Origin of the sequence: Achromobacter sp. HZ34 (assembly GCF_002209485.1) — a bacterium.
In the GTDB taxonomy this organism is placed as follows: domain Bacteria; phylum Pseudomonadota; class Gammaproteobacteria; order Burkholderiales; family Burkholderiaceae_B; genus Bordetella_C.
The window spans coordinates 1,060,501-1,078,661 of the sequence record NZ_NJIX01000002.1; the positions used below are offsets into that span (position 1 = coordinate 1,060,501).

Sequence of the window (18,161 nt, forward strand, 5' to 3'; positions counted from 1 at the left end):
TGCGTGTTGCATGCGTATTTCACACATGCTGCACACCGCTGCGCGGCTTTCCTGCTTCAACCAATCTTGCTGGAACTTTGCGTACCCGGCTTTGCATCCGTGTCCGCGCTCAAGCAAGAACGAGACTATAGCAGAGTTTTAAATTCGTGCGCAAGTTCTTCACCTTGATTTCTGCATCGAAACAGAAAACACCGCTGGAAACACCCTCGCGGCCCGGGCCGCTCATCCGTCCCATATTATTTGGCACGTTTCCATTTCCGGGATGACCATGGAAGAACGTTACTCGCGCGCCCCGTCGACGGCCGATAGCCGGCGGGTTTTCTATGTCCGCCTGTTGACCGCCTCCGTGCAGGCCGCCCTGCTCTATGCCTTGCTGCGCATCGGTTCGGATGAGGACGCCATCAAGCACACCTGGCAGAGTGCCCATCCCCAGTTTTATGTACCGCTACTGCTGGCCGCGGTTTACGCGCCGTGCGCGTTGCTGCTGGGTGCCGGCCAGATGCGGGTGCGGCCGTTGATACTGTGGACGCTGATCGTGGCCCTGGCCGCCGCCGGCCTCGGCTATCACGATGCCATGCGCGGCGGCCAGTACGCGCACGACTACATGAACGGCCTGCCGCTGCCCTGGTTCCGCCTGTGGCTGGTCATGACCGCCGCGGGTTTCGTCGGCCAGGTCCTGATCACCGATGGCTATGGCAATGACGCGCCGATCGTCATCGACGCCACGGAAACCGCCAATGCCGCGGCGTCGGCGCCTACATTGGCTTCGGCGCCGGCGGCTGCGACGCATGCCTTGAGGTCCTACTACGCGCGCCACTTCAACACCGCCTGGCGCATGGGCCTGCAGATCGTCCTCGCCTTCGTCTTCATCGGCGTCTTCTGGCTGGTGCTGCAGCTGGGCGCCACCCTCTTCAGCACCATAGGCCTGCCGGGCCCCGAACGCATCATCCGCGAACTGGGTTTCATATTGCCCGCCTGCACGCTGGCATTCGCCATCGCGATCCACCTGACGTCCGTACAGTCATCGCTGATCCGCGGTCTGCGCCTGCTGGTGCTGACCCTGTTCTCGTGGCTGCTGCCCCTGCTGGCCATCATCGTGGCCGCGTTCCTGGTCAGCCTGATCATCCAGTCCGTGCAACCACTCTGGGACACGCGCTATGCCGCCTCGCTGCTGCTGAGTTCGGCCGCGCTGATGGTGTTCCTGATCAACGCCTGCTACCAGGATGGATCGCCCGAGCAGGAAGGTCAGCGTCTGCGCCGCTGGGCGGCCATGCTGGGCGCGGTGGAACTGCTGCCTCTGGTGGGCCTGGCCGCCTGGGCGTTGCAACTACGCGTGCGCCAGTACGGCTGGACGGTGGACCGCATCGTTGCCGCGGCCGTGTGCGTGCAGGCCGCCTGGTATGCGCTGGGCTATGCCTCGTCCCTGGTGCGCAGCCGCGGCTGGATGCAGCGCGTGGAGGCCACCAACATCAGCGCGGCGTATCTGTTCCTGGTCCTGGTGGCGGCGCTATTCTCGCCGCTGGCCGAGCCCGCGCGGCTGATGGTCGCCGACCAGGTCGCGCGTCTGCAAAGCGGCGCCACCGATCCCGCCAAGTTCGACTACAGCGCGCTCTACCAGGACGGCGGACATTGGGGCCTGGATGCCCTGAACGACCTGGCCGCCAACGCCACGGGCCCCAGCGCGGCCACCATCAAGGAGCAGGCGCAGCACGCGCTGAACTCCTATGTGTTCAATCGCGACTATGTCTATCGCGATCCCGACGCGGCATTGCTGGCCAAGACTGTCGACGTGCTGCCCGCCGGCCGCAGCCTGCCGGAAACTTTCCTGAAGAAGGATATCTGGACCAAAGTCGCATGGGGTCTGCCTACCTGCGCTTACGATGAACAGACCCGCTGCACCGCGCGCTTCATCACGCTTGCGCCAGGCGAGCCCGAGGCCATGATCTTCGCCGAAGCGAGCCAGCGCTATCTGTTCCAACCCGATGCCCAAGGCACATGGCAGCTCCTCGGCAGCCTCGAGGACAGTCGATCCTGCGGCGTGGTAACGAACAAGATCAAGCATGGCGAGATCCGCCCCGTGCCGCCCGCCCTGCCCGACCTCATGGTCGACGACCAGCGCCTGCGCATCGTTCCGCGCGACCAGCCCTGCGTCGATACCGCGACCCGCGACGTGCAATAAACCCACCCCCGCCCGCAGACGGATCCCGTGGCGACAGGCACAATACCGGGATGCCCCAGAGGCATCCCGCATCCTGCTCCCCCTGAAAAGCACAGGAGACCGTCCCATGTCTGTCCCCCGCAACGGCGCCGCGGCACTGGCGTCCACGCTGGCCGCGGCCGGTGTCAAACGCCTGTTCACCTTGTCCGGCAACCACATCATGCCGGTGTTCGATGCGTGCCTGGATGCCGGCATCGAGCTGCTGCACACCCGCCATGAAGCCGCGGCCGTGCACATGGCCGACGCCTGGGCCCGGCTGACCGGCGAACCCGGCGTGGCGCTGGTGACCGGTGGCCCGGGACACGCCAATGCAGTATCCGCGCTCTACACCGCCAGCATGGCGGAATCCCCCGTGGTGCTGTTGTCCGGCCATGCGCCGCACGCGCAGTTGGGCATGGGCGCCTTCCAGGAAATGCGCCAGACCGATATTGCCGCGCCTTTGACCAAGGCGGCCACGCTGGCCGCCAGCGCCGACAGCATGGCGCAGGACCTGCTGCAGGCGCTGCGCCTGGCACAGTCCGGCCGCCCCGGGCCGGTGCACCTGAGCCTGCCGACCGATGCCCTGGAGTCGGCCTGCACCCAGCCACTGCCCGCGCAGGCAGACATCGCCCCCATCGCGCAGCCCTTATCCGCGGAGTCGGCGCAAGCCTGCCTGCAGGCCTTGGCACAAGCCCGGCGCCCCTTGATCCTGACCGGGCCCGCGGCCATGCGTGGCGTGGACCAGGACGCGGCGACCGCCCTGGAGCAGGCCTGCGGCATACCCGTCATTGGCATGCAGAGCCCCCGTGGCGTGGCCGATCCGGCCCTGGGCGCCTACGCCGAAATGCTGGCACAGGCGGACTGCATCCTGCTGCTCGGCAAGCGTCTGGACTTCACCTTGAAATTCGGCAAGGCGCCGGCGCTCGCGGCCGACTGCACATTCCTGCAGATCGACGCGGACAGCATCGAATTCGAACGCAGCCAACGCGCGGTGGGCACGCGCCTGGCGCTGACGGCGCAAGCGGATCATCGCAGCGCACTGGCCGCCCTGCGCGATGCGTGCGCCGGCTATACGCCGCGCCATCCCGCATGGACGGCCGAGGTGCGCGCTGCCGTGGCGTATCGGCCGGCAGCGTGGGCCACGGCGACCGCCCAGCAACATGGCCGCCTGCATCCCTATCAAGCGCTGGCCCCGGTGCAGGCCGTCCTGGACCGTCATCCAGACGCCGTGCTGGTGGCCGATGGCGGCGAGATCGGGCAATGGGCGCAAGCCATCCTGCACGCGCCGGACCGCGTGCTCAATGGCGTGGCCGGCTCCATCGGCGCGGCGCTGCCGTTCGCGGTGGCGGCCAGCCTGGCGCGGCCGGGCGCGCCGATAGTCGCGGTAATGGGCGATGGCACCTTCGGCTTTCACGCGGCCGAGATCGATACCGCCGTACGCTATCGCCTGCCCTTCGTCGTCGTGGTCGGCAACGATGCCCGATGGAACGCGGAGTACCAGATCCAGGTGCGTGATTACGGCCCCGAGCGCACGGTGGGTTGCGAACTGCTGCCCACGCGCTACGACCTGGTCACGCAAGCTTTCGGCGGGCACGGCAGCCTGGTGACGATGTCGGAAGCCGTCACGCCGGCGCTGGCCCAGGCGCGCGGCTGCGGCCTGCCGGCCTGCGTCAACATCATGATCGAAGGCTTACCCGCGCCCGTGGTGCAGCGTTAGCCCCCTAGCCGATGCGCCAGCGCCACGATGATCGGCCCCAGCACCGGCAACAGCACGTTCGCCACCGCATAGGTCACCGTATAGCCCAATAGCGGCACGGCGCTGCCGCTGGCCGCCATGATGGCGCTGATGGAAGGCGTGCTGACGTGCTGGCCCGCAATCGCCCCGACCAGCAGCGGCCCGGGAATCTTCAGGAGCTTGTGACCTACCCATAGCGACAGGCTGGCTGGCCCCAGGGACACCAGCAGGCCGATCAGCGGCAAGGCCACCCCGTGTTCGCGTACCAGCGCGATGGCCTGCGGCCCGGCCGACAAACCGACGCAGGCCACGAACACCGCCAGCCCGAGATCCTTGAGCAGTTGCACCGCCGCGCCCGGCAGATGGCCGATATTCGGCCGCCGTGCGTTCAACCACCCGCACACCAGGCCGCTGACCAGCGCACCGCCACCCCCCCCCAGCGAGATCGGAATATCGCCGATCCGCGCGCCCAGCGTGCCGATGGCCAGGCCGGCCAGGATGCCGGCGCACAGGAACACCAGGTCGCTGCTGTCCGATGTGCGCAGCTCATTGCCTATGCGCACCGCGGCGGCGGCCACACGCGCTTCGGGGCCCACCAGCGTCACCACGTCGCCGTACTGCAGCACCGTCGACGGCCCCACCGGCAGCGCATGGCCGGAGCGCACGATGGATTGCACGAAGACGCCGTGCGCCGCCTTGGCCGACGCCCGCTGCGCCAACTGACGCAGGGTACGGCCATTGACGCCCTTGCGGCCGACCACCACGGTACGACTGGCCAGGCGCAGATCATCGGCCTGGGCCTGGTCTTCCGGCAGCCGGATTTCCGGACCGATCACCGCTGTCCCGCGCACGGCGTTATCGCGCAACGCCAGCACCACCACGATGTCCCCGGCCTGCAAGACGGCCGCCGGGTCGAGCGAAATGGCCGCGTCCGCACGCAGCACCTTGCTGATGGCGGAGCGTCCGCCCAAGGCGTGCTCCACCGCGGCTATCGTCTGTCCCGCTGCGTCGCGCACCTGATGCGCGCGGCCCACCAGGCGCGGCATGATGGGTTGATCGGACTGGTCCGCGGCGGTGTTCACGTCCAGTTCTTCTTCCAGCTTGCGCGCCGCCTGCCGCAGATCGATGCCCAACAAGGCCGGCGCCACCGCGCTGGTGAAAAACACGATGCTGATCAAACCGATCAGGTAGGTCAACGTGTACGCGGTGGCGATATTCGACTGCAGGCGCAGTTGCTCTGCGTCGGACAGGTTCAGATGCCTCAACGCCTCGGCGGCCGTGCCCACCACCGCCGACTCCGTGGCGGCGCCCGCCGCAAGTCCGGCGGCGGTGCCGGCGTCCAGATGCAGCAAGCGCGTCGCCGTCAGCACGATGACCAGCACCAGAATGGCTTCGATCAGCGGCAACGCGATATAGCGCAGGCTGGAGCGGTTCAGGTTGGCGAAGAACTGCGGCCCCCCTGAATACCCCATGGCGAAGATGAACAGGGCGAAGGCGACGTCCTTCGTATCGCCGCCCACGCTGCACCCCGTCTGGCCCAATACCAAGGCGACGATCAGGGTTCCGCAGACGCCGCCCAGCTGGATGGGCCCGACCCGCAAGCGGCCCGCCAGAAAGCCCAGGCCCACGGTGACGAATAACAGAGCGATCGGAACATCGCTGAAGAAACCGACCGAACACGTCATGGCGTCCCCTGGCACAAACTTACTTGGCGGCCTTCTTTGTTGCTTTCTTCACGGCCGTCTTGTCAGCCTTTTTGGCGGCCTTCTTGGCGGCCTTTTTGGCAGGCACATCCGCGGTTTTCTTGGCGGCCTTCTTGGCTGCTTTCTTTGCCGCTTTCTTTGCCGGCACGGGCACCTCGGCTTCCGCGGTCTGGACCACCGCGCCCCATACCGCGGCGGCCCGCGCCGCCTTCTTGCCCTTGCCCTGCGGGGCCGCGACGGGCTCGGGCGGAGCCATGTTCGACGCCACCTTGCGGTCGGCCGGCGCCGGCTGCGCGCCCACGCCCAGTTGCGGCACGACGCCACGCGGGCCCGAATGCACCTTGGCGCCCGTCTGCCACGCGTCGACGTATTCCTTGGCCGCCTCCACCATGGCCTGGCCGATGTTGGCGTAGTCCGCCTCGTTCAGGTTGGCCAGGGACACCCGGATGGACCACGGCGGCCCGCCAAAGCCGCCACCGTCCATCAACACCACACCGGATTTCTCCGCCAGGCGGAACAGGAAATCGATAGGCTCGTAGTTCTTGCGCATGTAATCGCAGAACTTGTCGCCATAGGCGTTCTGCGCCCACACCATGAAATCCAGCTCGACGTAATACCAGGCGCGTTGCTTGTCCTCGGGCGGCAGAGGAATGCCCAGGCCGCGCCACAATGCATCGCGGCGATCCTGCACGATCTTCATCGTCAGATGCTTGTAGCTGTCCTTCAGGTCCAGCAGATGGGACAAGGCGAAGAACGCCATCTGCACCTGCTGCGGCAGCGACAGCCCCGCCGTGTGATTCAAGGCCACATCACGGCTGTCGGCCACCATGCGGTCGATCAGCTTGAGTTTTTCCGGCTCCAGCGTCAACGCGCCATACCGTTGGTGCAGGCGCTTGCGCTCCTTGCCCGGCAGCTTGGCGATGCGCTTGTCCATGCGGTTCTGCTCGTGGATGGCGATGACGCCCAGGCGCCAGCCCGTGCAACCGAAGTTCTTCGAAAACGAATACACGCAAATCGTGTTGGCCGGCACCTCGGCCATCAGCGATCGGAAGTTGGGCACGAAGGTCCCGTAGACGTCGTCGGTGACGAGGATCAGGTCGGGATTCTTCTCGATGATGTCGACGATCTGCGTCATCTCCATCGGATTGAAGGCCACCGACGGCGGATTGCTGGGATTCACCGTCACCGCCAGCTTGATCTTGGGATCGGCCAGCTTGGCGATCTCTTCCGGCGGGTAATGCCAGTCATGAGTGCCGTCCGCGCGCAGGCTGCTGGCATTGATCGGCACGATCTTGAACTGGAAGCGCTCCAGATGCGAAATCTCGATGTAGGGCGTGAACGTGGGCAGGAACAGCGCGATCTTGTCGCCCTGCTTCAGCAAGCCATTCTGCTGCAGGGTATCGAAGATGTAGCACATGGCCGCCGTGCCGCCTTCGACGGCGAACAGGTCGAACTTGCCCGCGGGCGGCCGGCCGTCGCACATCTCCTTGATCAGGTAGTCGTGCACGATCTGTTCGGCATGCACCAGCATGCGATCAGGCACCGGATAGTTGTCGCCGATGATGGAATCGACCAGTTCGTGGATCCACGCGTCGGCGTCGAACCCCTTTTTCTTGACGCCGTATTGATAGACGCCGCCAAGGAAATCGGCGCCCGGCGCGCTCTTGTTCTCCAGCAGGAAGTCGCGCAGCCGATGGGCGATACCCACCTTCTCCGGCATGCCCGCCATGATGCCGTGGTCGTAGACGCGGCGCGCTTCCGCCATGGCGAAGTGGCCCAGAAGGAAGAAGGCTTCGCGTGGTTCGGTGGCGATCCAGTTGGGATTGCCGCGCCCCGCGTTCAACATGGTGGCGGTGGCGGTCTTCTGCCGATCGCGCGCCAGGTTGATGAGGAAGTCCTTGAGCTCGAAGGGCGACAACTGTTCCATCTCCTTCTGGCGTGAACGCGTGGTCTTGAGTGCCGAGGCCAGATCGGTGCGGACAGGCTTGGAGAGAGAGTTGGCATGCGCGGTCATGACGGCTCCAAAATAATCAAGGCGTGAAAAGGGTGGTGCGGCGGCGGGTTGCCAGGCCTTGGAGCGCTCAGGTCCCCAAGACCCCAGGGCTTGCCGCCAGGCCTAAGCCATCAGCAGGACGATGACGATGCCCCAGATGATCAGCAAGGTATTGCCGATTGCGTAAGGGATGGTGTAGCCCAGGGCGGGCACCTGGCTCTTGGCGCTTTCCGTGATCTGGCCGATGGCGGCGGTGGTGGTGCGCGCGCCGGCACACACCCCCAGCGCGATGGCCGGATGGAACTTGAAGACATAACGCGCCAGCGGCACCCCGATCAACATGGGCACGGACGTGGCGACGATACCCGCCAGGAACAGCTTGAGGCCCAGTTGCCGGAAGCCTTCGACGAACCCGGGCCCCGACGCGATGCCCACCACGGCGACGAAGGTGGTCAGCCCCACCGACGTCAGGAACCAGTGCACCGGCTCGGGCACTCGGCCGAAGGTGGGATGCACCGACCGCAGATAACCGAACACCAGCCCGGCGATCAAGGATCCACCAGAGGTCGACAGGGTCACTGGAATTCCGGACACGGTCAGCACCAGCGAACCCAGCAGGCCACCGATGACGATGCCGAAGCCGACGAAGACCATGTCGGTCTGCGCGGTCTGGCGGTCCGCATAACCCAGCTTGTCGACCACCCGTTCGACGTCGCGCTTGGCACCGACGATGAAAAGGTGGTCGCCGCGGTCCAGCTTCAGCCCCCAGTTGACGGGCATTTCATGGCCGCCGCGCACGACCTTGCGCAGAAACACGCCACGCCCCAGGGAGGCCTCGGGCATCAAGGAGATTTCGCGCAGCGTCTTGCCGGCAAGCTTCTTGTTGGTCAGCACCACTTCGATCAACTCGGCGGGCAGGTTGATGAGTTCGTGATCCTCCACTTCCGGGCCGATCTTGCCGGCGGCCTGCAATACCAGCACATCGTGGCGGCCCGCCACGCCCAGCACGTCACCAGCCTGCAGCACGGTCGTGGGCACGGCATCGACGACGCCGCCATCGCGCCGGATACGTTCGACGAACACGCGGTCATCGCCGAAGCGCGCTTCCAGGTCGGCCACGGTCTTGCCGATCAAATCGGCCTGATCCAGGCGGTAGACGCGGGCAATGAACTTGCGATAGCCAGAGAGCTCCAGAGAGTCCTGGCCGCCTGACATCTGCGCTTCGTACTCCTGGCACACCTTCACCAGATCGACCCGCATCAGCTTGGGACCGACGCTGGCCAGTAACCACGCGCTGCCGATGGTGCCGAAGATGTAGCAGACGGCATAGGCCACGGGAATGCTGTCTATCCAGTGCTTGCGGGTGGCCTCGTCGATCCGGGTCAAGCCATTGATCGTGTCCGTGGCCACGCCCATCACGGCGGAAATGGTCTGCGCGCCGGCGAGCAGGCCGGCGCCGGTGCCGGCATCGAAGCCGAAGGCCACTGCCGTGCCCCAGCTCGCCAACAGGCAGATGACGCACAGCACCACCGCGAACAAGACTTGCGGCAGGCCGTCGCTCTTCATGCCACGGAAAAATTGCGGCCCGACGCCATAGCCCAGGCCGAACAGGAATAGCAAGAAGAAAACTTGTTTGACGACTGGAGCGATCTGGATATCGAGCTGGCCGACCAGTACCCCAACCAGCAAGGTGCCGGTGACAGCGCCCAGGCTGAATCCCTTGATTTTCTTGGCGCCTATCCAATAACCCACGCCGAGCGTGAGAAAGATCGCCAGTTCCGGATACCTGCGCAGCGTGCCGAAAAGCCATTCCATTCCACATCTCCTGAAAGGACACTGGGAAAAGCGGCCAGATGCACACGCCATTCGTGATGCGCGAGTACACCTGCGGTGCTGACGGCGCAAGGGCGCACCGTTAGCGATAAGCGTGAATCAAGCGCAAAGCTGATTCATAAAAGCGAGACATCGCATGACAGAAAATTGCGCCAATGTTGACATAATCGGTTATCGGCGAGCTTAACTCCGCCCCCCTTTATTTCGTAACCTTTTATGACTTACAGGGGTGCTGCGCGGCGACTTCCGTGGAGGACAATGCAGACGCCGCAGTGGCATGCGGTATCCGCCACGCGGCCGTCTCGCAGTGTTTTTCCGCCGTTCCTAAACCAGGAGAACTGAATGCGTATTTCCCGTGTCCTTTCCTCGCTTGTCCTTGCGCTGGCTTGCGGACAAGCTGCCCACGCCGCGGGCGTGGGGTTCATGAACAACACCATCGTCGCCCACATCCCCAAACAGGACTGGCAGCAACTGGAAAAAACGATAGGGCAAGTGTTGAACGAAACGCCCGATGGAAAGACCACCACGTGGACCACGCAGACGAAACGCATGAAGGGCGGCCCTGTCACCGTGGCAATGACGCCGAAGAACACGACCAGCGAAGGCAAGTGCCGCCTGCTGTCGGCCGAGGTCTCGCAGCAAACCAAGAAGGAACCCTGGCAGTTCCTGTTCTGCAAGAACGCAGAGGGTGCCTGGCGCGCCAGCACCGACTGACCCTCTGAAGGACGCCTGCGGCCTCCCCGGCGCAGCGGCGCCCCGGGAGGCCGCAGGCATATCGTGAGAAGATAGCCCACGAAAAAAATCTGTACAGCCAGTTTTCAGCCAATAAAAGGAAAGCGAGTCATGGAAGCAATCGGGATCACCCTGGCGATGTTTGCCGCCGTGTTGGTCAGCGGCATGGTGGTCCGGGTCTTACCGGTCGCGGTGCCCTTGCCACTGGTGCAGATTGCCCTGGGTGCACTGATCTCCACCTTTTCCAGTCATGGCGTGCAACTCGACCCGGAAGTCTTCTTCCTGCTGTTCCTGCCGCCCTTGCTGTTCCTGGACGGCTGGCGCATTCCGAAGGAAGGCGTGCTGCGGGACAAGTATTCCATCCTTGAGCTGGCCTTCGGCCTGGTGTTCATCACCGTGCTGGGCGTCGGCTATTTCATCCATTGGATGATTCCGGCCATGCCTTTGCCGGTGGCGTTCGCCTTGGCGGCCATCGTCTCGCCCACGGATCCGGTGGCCGTGTCGGCCATTACGCAGCGGGTGGCCATTCCCAAGCGCATCATGCACATACTCGAAGGCGAGTCGCTGCTGAACGATGCCAGCGGCCTGGTCGCCTTTCGTTTCGCCGTGGTGGCGGCGGTGTCAGGCAGCTTCTCGCTGGGTTCGGCTGCCTTGTCTTTCTTGTGGGTGGCCATCGGCGGCCTGGCCACGGGCGCCATCTTCACGATCCTGGTGACCGCCGCCAAGAACCTGTTCACCCGCAATTTCGGTGAGGAGCCCGGCTCCGAGATACTGCTCAGCCTGATCATTCCTTTCGGCGCCTATGAGCTGGCCGAGCATATCGGCGCCTCCGGCATCCTGGCCGCCGTTTCCGCGGGGGTGGCCATGAGCTATGTGGAGTTGTCCGGCAAGACCATGGCCATCACGCGCATCCAGCGTAGCGCCGTATGGAACATGCTGCAGTTCACCTTGAACGGCATCATGTTCGTGCTGCTGGGAGAACAGCTGCCCGCCATCTTCCAGGGTGCGGTCAGCGTGGTGATGGACACCGGGCATTTGAATCCCTGGTGGCTACTGGTTTACGCGGTGGCCATCAACGTGGCGCTGGCCCTGTTGCGCTTCAGCTGGGTATGGATATCACTGGCGATCGGCCGCCGCATCGCTGCGCGCCGCGGAACACAGGCGCCGGAGCCCAGCATACGGCTGATGCTGGCCGTGTCCCTGGCCGGTGTGCGGGGCGCCATTACGCTTGCAGGTGTGCTGACGCTGCCTTTCGTCTTGGACAGCGGAGAGCCCTTCCCCGCACGCGATCTCGCCATCTTCCTGGCGGCGACGGTGATCATCGTTTCCCTCATCACCGCCAGCATCGGCCTGCCGCGCCTGCTGCGTGGCCTGGACGTGCCGGAGGAAGGCGAGCATCACCGCCAGGAAGACCAGGCCAACGCGGCCGCGCGGGAAGCGGCGCTGAAAAGTATCGAGGCCACGGCACACGATCTGACGGTGAAGAATCCGGAGGCCGATCCCACGGTTTATACGGAGATCGCCAATCGTCTCATGACCAGCCTGCAACAGCGCGCCACCGGTGGCCTGGACCACGACGTGGAGCCGGAGATCATCAGGCAGCATCTGGAAATCGAGCGCCAGATGCGGCTTGCTGCGTTGGCGGCGTCACGCAGCGAGCTTTATCGCATGGCGCGACAGGGCAAGCTGTCGGACGAGATGGCGCGCAATATGGTCAAGGGAATAGATTTGCAGGAAGCCCGGCTGCGGGTTTGATTGGGGCCACGATCCCTGCGATGGACGGCGGCGCCGCCACGGGCGGTCGCAGGAGGCGCGCTTCCAATCGCGCAAGTTGAAAACTTATGATCGAGACGGTCAACGTCACCGTCGCGACTCCCACACCAGCCATCCACCGAACCGATCTCGTCTCGACCGCCGCCATCATAGCTACGAGTTTTGCCATTTCACCGGTAAGCCTGGTATCGAGCGACGACATATTGCCGGTAAGCCTGGTATCGAGCGACGACATATTGTCGGTAAGCTTGGTATCGAGCGACGACATATTGCCGGTAAGCCTGTTTTCAAGCGACGACATATTGCCGGTAAGCCTGGCTTCCAGCGACGACATATTCTTATTGACCGTCGCACTATCGCCAGTAAGCTTGATCTCCAGCGACGACATATCCTTGTGGACCGTCGCACTAACACCAGTAAGCTTGAGTTCCAGCGACGACAGACCTCCCCTAAGCTCAGCCCCGAGCGAAGCCATATCACTGGAGAGCCTGGTTTCCAGCGACGACATATCCTTACGGACCATAGCCACATCACCGGTAAGCTTGGTCTCCAGCGAAGACATGGCACCGGTAAGCTTGGTTTCCACCGACGTTACTGCGTCGCGGACATCGGCCTTGGTGGCCAAGGTTGGCAAGGTCGAATCGATGATTGTTTCCAATCTGACCACGCGAGACAGGATATCGGCGTCGACCCGCCGTATCGTCATCGATGAATCGAACAAATGATAGCTACGCACTGGCTTCCCTCCTGAGGACGATGGCAGAGGCTTCGACGTGAACCGATGACTTTGCCCCTCGGCCACGGCAAGCCTGGATCGCAGGCCCGAACCGCGAGAACGACGCTTCGGTGCCCACCATTGGCCATTCATATGGCCTTTCCTAGGCTTAGGGAACAATCCAAGGCATTCCGTACTCATCCTCCACCTCCATCCACCACGCTGGTGATCGCAATGAAGGATTTATAGCCGGCCCCTGGCATCGCCGCTATTCGTAGACATACGCGAGGGATATCCCTAGGGCCTGTTAACGAACATGCATAACAAGCACGGTTAACGAACACTGTTAACGAACACGGTTAACGAATGCGCTTAACCAACACGGTTAACGAACACGCTTAACGAACGCGCTTAACCAACACGGTTAACGAATGCGCTCAACGAACGCGGTTAACGAACGCGCTTAACCAACATGGTTAACGAACGCGCTTAACGCAAACGTTTAACGCCCGCGGCCCGCGTGGCGGGCAAGGAAGCGATCCAGCTGTCCGGCGAAAGTCCTGCTGTCCTGTTGGGAGTAGGACGAAGGTCCACCGGTTTCCACACCCGCGCTACGCAACTGGTCCATCACGTCACGCATGGTCAGGCGTTCCTGGATGTTCTCGCGCGTGAACCAGTTGCCGCGCGGGTCCAGTACGTGGGCGCCTTTGTCCAGGGCACCGGCGGCCAACGGGATATCGGCCGTGATGATCAGGTCTCCCGCCTCGGCCATCTCGACGATACGTGCGTCGGCGACATCGAAACCCGCCGGCACCTGTATCGATTTGATGAAGGGCGAAGGGGGCGTGCGCAGATACTGGTTCGCCACCAGCGTCACGCATACCTCGACACGCCGCGCGGCCCGGAACAACATCTCCTTGACCACGCCCGGACACGCGTCCGCGTCAACCAGCACCTGCATCAGGCCATCCTGCTAAAAGAAAGTGCGGCCATAGTACTGCCCCACCGCTTCTACTCAAAACCGCCCCCGCGGGCCGGCCCCGTTGCCTGAACCAGCACGGCTAGGCAGCGCGGCTGAGTGTCTTGAAGAACTGCCACATCAGCAGGGAGGCATTCGGCCCCTGCCTGGCATGGAAACGCACGCGGCCATCGCCGCCGCTCCAGGCATGGCCCAGGCCGGGCACCTGGCACAGGCTGACGATGGGCCCTCTGCGCGACGGTGCGTCCAGGCGCACGTGATGGCGCGCGCTGTCGACGGCAAGGTCCTGCGTCGCGAACGATGCCGCGTCATCGATGTCGATGCCGTTGGCCCAGGCCAGCTGCTCGAACAACTGACGGCCGTTGCGCTTGTCCACGACGACATCAGCGTCGCCCTGCACGATGATGGCGGGCATGCCGGGAAAGGTGGAACGATCCCGCACCAACGGCTGCAGGGCCTCGGCCGCGGACGTCGCCACGCCATGCCGCATCACGCGCAGGCCTTGGCCCGCGTTATGCGCCGCGCCCAGAGCCGCACCGGAATGCATCCCCAGGCCGGCGAACTGCCCTGGATGCAGCAAGGCCGTCAGCGCCGCCATGTCGGCACCGGCGGACAAGCCCGCGATGTAGATGCGGGAAGGGTCGGCATGGTAATCCGCCACGGCGGTCGCCGCGATGCCGGCAATGGCATCGGCTTCGGCGTAACCATGCGCGGAGTCCGGCTGGTACCAGTGCCAGCAGCGGTTATGCTGCGCGCGGCGTGATTGCTGCGGATAGACCAGCAGCAATCCTTCACGATCCGCCAGCCTGTGCATGCGCGTGCCCAAGGCGAAGTCCCTGGCATTCTGCTCGCACCCGTGCAGCATGACCAGCATCGGGCAGCCCTTGCGCACCCGCGCCGGCACATAGACGAAATAGGACAGGCGTACCGGCCAGACTCCCGGTGTGGCCGGCGTGCGGTAGACACGCGCTTTCCAGGTGCCCGAGAACTTGGCGGGATCGAAATCCGGGTCGTTCCGCGCCGGCGCCTTGCTGATCGTCGGACGCTTCCTGGCGACCTTGGCCGCGGACTTCCGCGCGGCCGGCACGCGCAACATATCGGTGAACAAAGTATGGGGAGCCATCCCCCACGCCGTTCGCTGCAGCCGCGCCATCTTGCGTACAGCGGAAAAAAACAAGGCAGTCGATTTGTTTCGCGTCACGGTGAACCCGGCGATGGCGTGCTTGATGCTGTCCATTAAACCGGGTTTGCTGCAACGCAGCAACCATAAGAGGGAACGGTTACGTTTATGCGCGGCTGTCCATCATGGCGACGGCTGGCGGCCCAGCGCGGCGCGCAGCACGGCACTCAGGTCATCCGTGCGATAAGGCTTGGCTAGCACTGGAATACCCTCGCTTTCAGCCAGCCTGGCCTCCTGGCCCATATAGCCCGTGGTCAGCACGATGGGCAGTTCGACCCGGCGCGCGCGCAGTTCGCGCGCGAGCGCCAGCCCGCTCATACCGCCGGGCATCATGATGTCCGAAAAAACCACGTCGATAAGCCGGCCGTCAGCCAATGCCCCCAGGGCCGCGGCGGGGCTGGCAACGCGCGTGGCTTCGAAGCCCAGTTGCGTCATCATTTCACCCACCAGCGCGGCCACCTCATCATCGTCCTCCACGAGCAACACGTGTGCGGCCGTATCGGCCTTGGCGACCGGTGCATGGTCTATCAGCACAGCGGCCGGCAGCGGCTTCAGGCAACGCGGCAACAACAGGCGCACCTCCGTACCTTTTCCCAGTTCGCTGAAGATCTGCACGCTACCGCCGGACTGGTGCGCAAAGCCATAGGCCTGCGCCAATCCCAGGCCGGACCCCTTGCCTACATCCTTGGTGGTGAAGAAGGGTTCGAATACCCGCGCCTTGACCTCGTCCGACATCCCCGTGCCCGAGTCCACCACCGACAAGCTGACAAAGTCGCCCTTCAAGCCGCCGTCATCGACGTCCGGGACATTGTTGCCACGGATTTCGATGTTGCCGCCGCCGGGCATGGCGTCGCGGGCATTGACGGCCAGGTTCAGAAGCACCAGTTCGAGCTCCCCTGGATCGACTTCGACCAGCCACAGCGCGTCGGGAAAGCGCAGGCTGACCTTGATATCGCCGCTCAGGCTGCGGTCCAGCATATCCCGCATGCCATGGACTTGCCTTACCAGATCGACAGGCTGCGCCTGCAGCGACTGGTGCCGGGAAAATGCCAGCAGTTGCCGGGTCAGGCCCGCGCCGCGCTCCACGGCCTGGCGCATGGTCTGCAGCAGGCGATTGCGGCGGCTTTGATCGCCCAGGCGATCGAACATCTGCAAACCGCCCGAAATCACCATCAGCAAATTGTTGAAGTCGTGCGCGACGCCACCGGTCAGTTGGCCCAGGGCCTCCATCTTCTGGGCATGGCGCAAGGATTCCTCGACCAGCGCCCTTTCCTTCATCTGTGTGCGCAGGGCTTCGTTGGCCGCTTCCAGTTCCTTCGTACGGGCACGCACCGTGTCTTCCAACACGGCGGCGGCGCTTTCCCGCGCGTACAGCAAGGCGCGCATCTCATACTGACGGCCCCGGGCACGGACGGCCGCACGGACGGTACTGGTCAACGTAATGCTGCGGACCGGCCGTTCCAGCAGCGACACGTTGCGCAGTGACGCCAGCATCTTCTGGCGCCAGACTTCCACCGCGGGCTGCCGCAGATGACTTGTCAACACGACGAAAGGCACATCGGACCACGCCTGCTGGCGATCGACCCACGCGGCCATCGCTTCCAGATTCTTGCCGAACAGCGCTTCCTCGGTCACACATAAGGTGGACACACCCAGATCCGCCTCGACCAGCATCTCGTCGATGCCGCTGCAGACCTCGACTTCCAGGCCTGCGCGGCGCAGCACATTGGCCGACGCCGGCCCGTCCCGGCCTATGGGGGCATAGACCAGGACACGCGCTTCGCGCGCGTCAAGCGACGTCATGATCTTCGTCCGATACCGGAGGGAGTGTCTTGCCGATGTATTGGGGAGTCCCCGAAAACACGCCGCTGAATTCCCTCAGGGGCGGCCCCACGACAACGCCTCGGCGTGACAGCTTGAACTCGCGTATGGTCTGCTCGTGCTGTCCACTGCGCTTCTTGACCACCGAAAGCGCACGGCGCACCGTGCCCGCGTACTCGAAATAACGCAGCATGATGACGGAGTCGCTCAGGTAGCTGATGTCCAGCGGCGTTTCCATCGGTCCTGCCAGACCATGCTGCGCCATGACCAGTATGGTGTTGACCCCCTGCTGCCCCAGGTACATCAGCAACTCATGCATCTGCAGGATGAGGAAGCGACCATCAGGCATCGCGTTCAGGTAGCCGTTCAGGCTGTCGATGACGACGATGCGAGCACCGTCGACATCGACGCTATGCCGGACAATGGAAGCGAATTCGCCGGGCGACAGCTCGGCAGGATCGACCTGCTGTATGCGCAAGCGTCCGCTTTCCAGGGCCTCCTTGATAGGCATGCCCAGGCTGCTGCTGCGGGTCTCGAGCGTCTGCAGGCCTTCGTCGAAGGCGAAGACTACTGCATGCTCACCGCGCATCGCAGCCGCGATGGCGAAGGACAGCGCAATGGAGGATTTCCCCACGCCAGCCGAGCCTATCAACAGGGCATTCGTACCGCGCTCCAGGCCACCACCCAGCAGTTCATCCAGACCGGCATTGCTACTGGACACGTTCTCACGCGGGAAGGAAGAGTGATGCTCCGCGGCCACCAAGCGAGGATAGATTGCCAGGCCACCCTTCTTGATCGTGAAATCATGGTAACCGCCACGGAAATCGATCCCGCGCATTTTCACCACCCGCAAGCGCCGGCGCTGGGCGCCATAGTCGATGGCCAGCTGTTCCAGCGCCAATACGCCATGGGAAATCGAATGAAGCTGCAGATCGACGGAATCCGAGGACAGGTCGTCGAGAAGAATGACCGTGCAATTCCGGCTGGCGAAAAAGTGCTTCAGGGCCAGCACCTGCCGGCGGTAGCGCAAGGGCGTCTGCGCCAGCATGCGCAGTTCGGAAAGACTGTCCAGGACCACCCGGCTCGGATTCAAGGCTTCGACCCTGTCGAGGATAAGCTTGGTGGTTTCGTTGAGCTCGACCTCGGCGGGATAGAGAACCGTCAGTTCCCGTTCAGGGTCCAGCGTGGTTTCCGGCGGCACCAGTTCAAAAATGTCGATGCCGTCCAATGTCCATCCATGGCGTTGCGCGACCAGGGAGAGTTCCTGGCGGGTCTCAGAAAGGGCGATATACAAGACCGACTCGTTTTGGCGTGCGCCTGCCAGCAGGAATTGCATGGCGATGGTGGTCTTGCCGGTGCCCGGATTGCCCTCATACAGATACATGCGGTCGCGATCGAGACCGCCCGCAAGAATATCGTCCAGGCCATCGCTACCAGTGGAAATACGGGGGGGATCAACGTCTTTTGACGTGTGCTTTTCGATTTTTTCGTTCATGGCAT

The 18,161-nt window shown here is 63.9% G+C and carries 12 protein-coding genes; 4 read left to right on the forward strand and 8 right to left on the reverse strand.

The features are described 5' to 3' along the window. Nucleotides 1–268 precede the first annotated feature (268 nt). Together CEY05_RS11430 and CEY05_RS11435 are read left to right on the forward strand one after the other, a co-directional pair. Nucleotides 269–2,179 (forward strand): DUF4153 domain-containing protein, encoded by a 1,911-nt coding sequence (locus CEY05_RS11430; RefSeq protein ID WP_158219319.1) that lies wholly within the window; start codon nucleotides 269–271, stop codon nucleotides 2,177–2,179. Between the two features lie 106 nt (nucleotides 2,180–2,285). Then, entirely contained in the window at nucleotides 2,286–3,914 is a 1,629-nt protein-coding gene (locus tag CEY05_RS11435) for a thiamine pyrophosphate-binding protein (protein ID WP_088601088.1), read from the forward strand. Here CEY05_RS11435 and aspT (CEY05_RS11440) read toward each other — a convergent pair. From aspT (CEY05_RS11440) to aspT (CEY05_RS11450), 3 genes are all read right to left on the reverse strand, one after another. Beyond that, nucleotides 3,911–5,617 (reverse strand): aspartate-alanine antiporter, encoded by a 1,707-nt coding sequence (aspT, locus tag CEY05_RS11440; protein ID WP_088601087.1) that lies wholly within the window; start codon nucleotides 5,615–5,617, stop codon nucleotides 3,911–3,913. The two genes, CEY05_RS11435 and aspT (CEY05_RS11440), sit on opposite strands and share 4 nt — an antisense overlap. A gap of 19 nt (nucleotides 5,618–5,636) precedes the next feature. Next, the gene (locus CEY05_RS11445; RefSeq protein WP_088601086.1) at nucleotides 5,637–7,649 is read right to left on the reverse strand and encodes a bifunctional aspartate transaminase/aspartate 4-decarboxylase; all 2,013 of its coding nucleotides are present in this window, start codon (nucleotides 7,647–7,649) and stop codon (nucleotides 5,637–5,639) included. Nucleotides 7,650–7,751: 102 nt separating this feature from the next. Then, nucleotides 7,752–9,443, reverse strand: coding sequence for an aspartate-alanine antiporter (gene aspT / locus CEY05_RS11450; protein ID WP_088601085.1), 1,692 nt, complete (start codon nucleotides 9,441–9,443; stop codon nucleotides 7,752–7,754). Between the two features lie 360 nt (nucleotides 9,444–9,803). Between aspT (CEY05_RS11450) and CEY05_RS11455 the strand changes: the two genes are divergently transcribed. Both CEY05_RS11455 and CEY05_RS11460 read left to right on the forward strand, forming a co-directional pair. Then, on the forward strand, nucleotides 9,804–10,175 hold the full coding sequence (locus CEY05_RS11455) for a hypothetical protein (RefSeq protein ID WP_088601084.1): 372 nt from the start codon (nucleotides 9,804–9,806) through the stop codon (nucleotides 10,173–10,175). 129 nt (nucleotides 10,176–10,304) lie between these two features. Continuing rightward, nucleotides 10,305–11,948 (forward strand): Na+/H+ antiporter, encoded by a 1,644-nt coding sequence (locus CEY05_RS11460; RefSeq protein ID WP_088601083.1) that lies wholly within the window; start codon nucleotides 10,305–10,307, stop codon nucleotides 11,946–11,948. On the opposite strand, the gene CEY05_RS11465 is transcribed toward CEY05_RS11460, so the two are convergent. The 5 genes from CEY05_RS11465 to CEY05_RS11485 form a co-directional block, all read right to left on the reverse strand. Beyond that, on the reverse strand, nucleotides 11,908–12,702 hold the full coding sequence (locus tag CEY05_RS11465; protein ID WP_143220384.1) for a hypothetical protein: 795 nt from the start codon (nucleotides 12,700–12,702) through the stop codon (nucleotides 11,908–11,910). The two genes, CEY05_RS11460 and CEY05_RS11465, sit on opposite strands and share 41 nt — an antisense overlap. Nucleotides 12,703–13,183: 481 nt before the next feature. Beyond that, a complete protein-coding gene (locus tag CEY05_RS11470; RefSeq protein WP_088601081.1) occupies nucleotides 13,184–13,642 on the reverse strand; it encodes a YaiI/YqxD family protein in 459 nt (152 codons plus the stop codon). 100 nt (nucleotides 13,643–13,742) lie between these two features. After that, the gene (locus CEY05_RS11475) at nucleotides 13,743–14,783 is read right to left on the reverse strand and encodes a PHB depolymerase family esterase (RefSeq protein ID WP_158219320.1); all 1,041 of its coding nucleotides are present in this window, start codon (nucleotides 14,781–14,783) and stop codon (nucleotides 13,743–13,745) included. A gap of 180 nt (nucleotides 14,784–14,963) precedes the next feature. Then, complete coding sequence (locus CEY05_RS11480) at nucleotides 14,964–16,643, reverse strand: ATP-binding protein (protein WP_088601079.1); 1,680 nt, start codon at nucleotides 16,641–16,643, stop codon at nucleotides 14,964–14,966. Beyond that, complete coding sequence (locus CEY05_RS11485) at nucleotides 16,630–18,156, reverse strand: ATPase domain-containing protein (RefSeq protein WP_088601078.1); 1,527 nt, start codon at nucleotides 18,154–18,156, stop codon at nucleotides 16,630–16,632. Before CEY05_RS11485 ends, CEY05_RS11480 begins: the two co-directional genes overlap by 14 nt. Nucleotides 18,157–18,161: the final 5 nt, after the last annotated feature.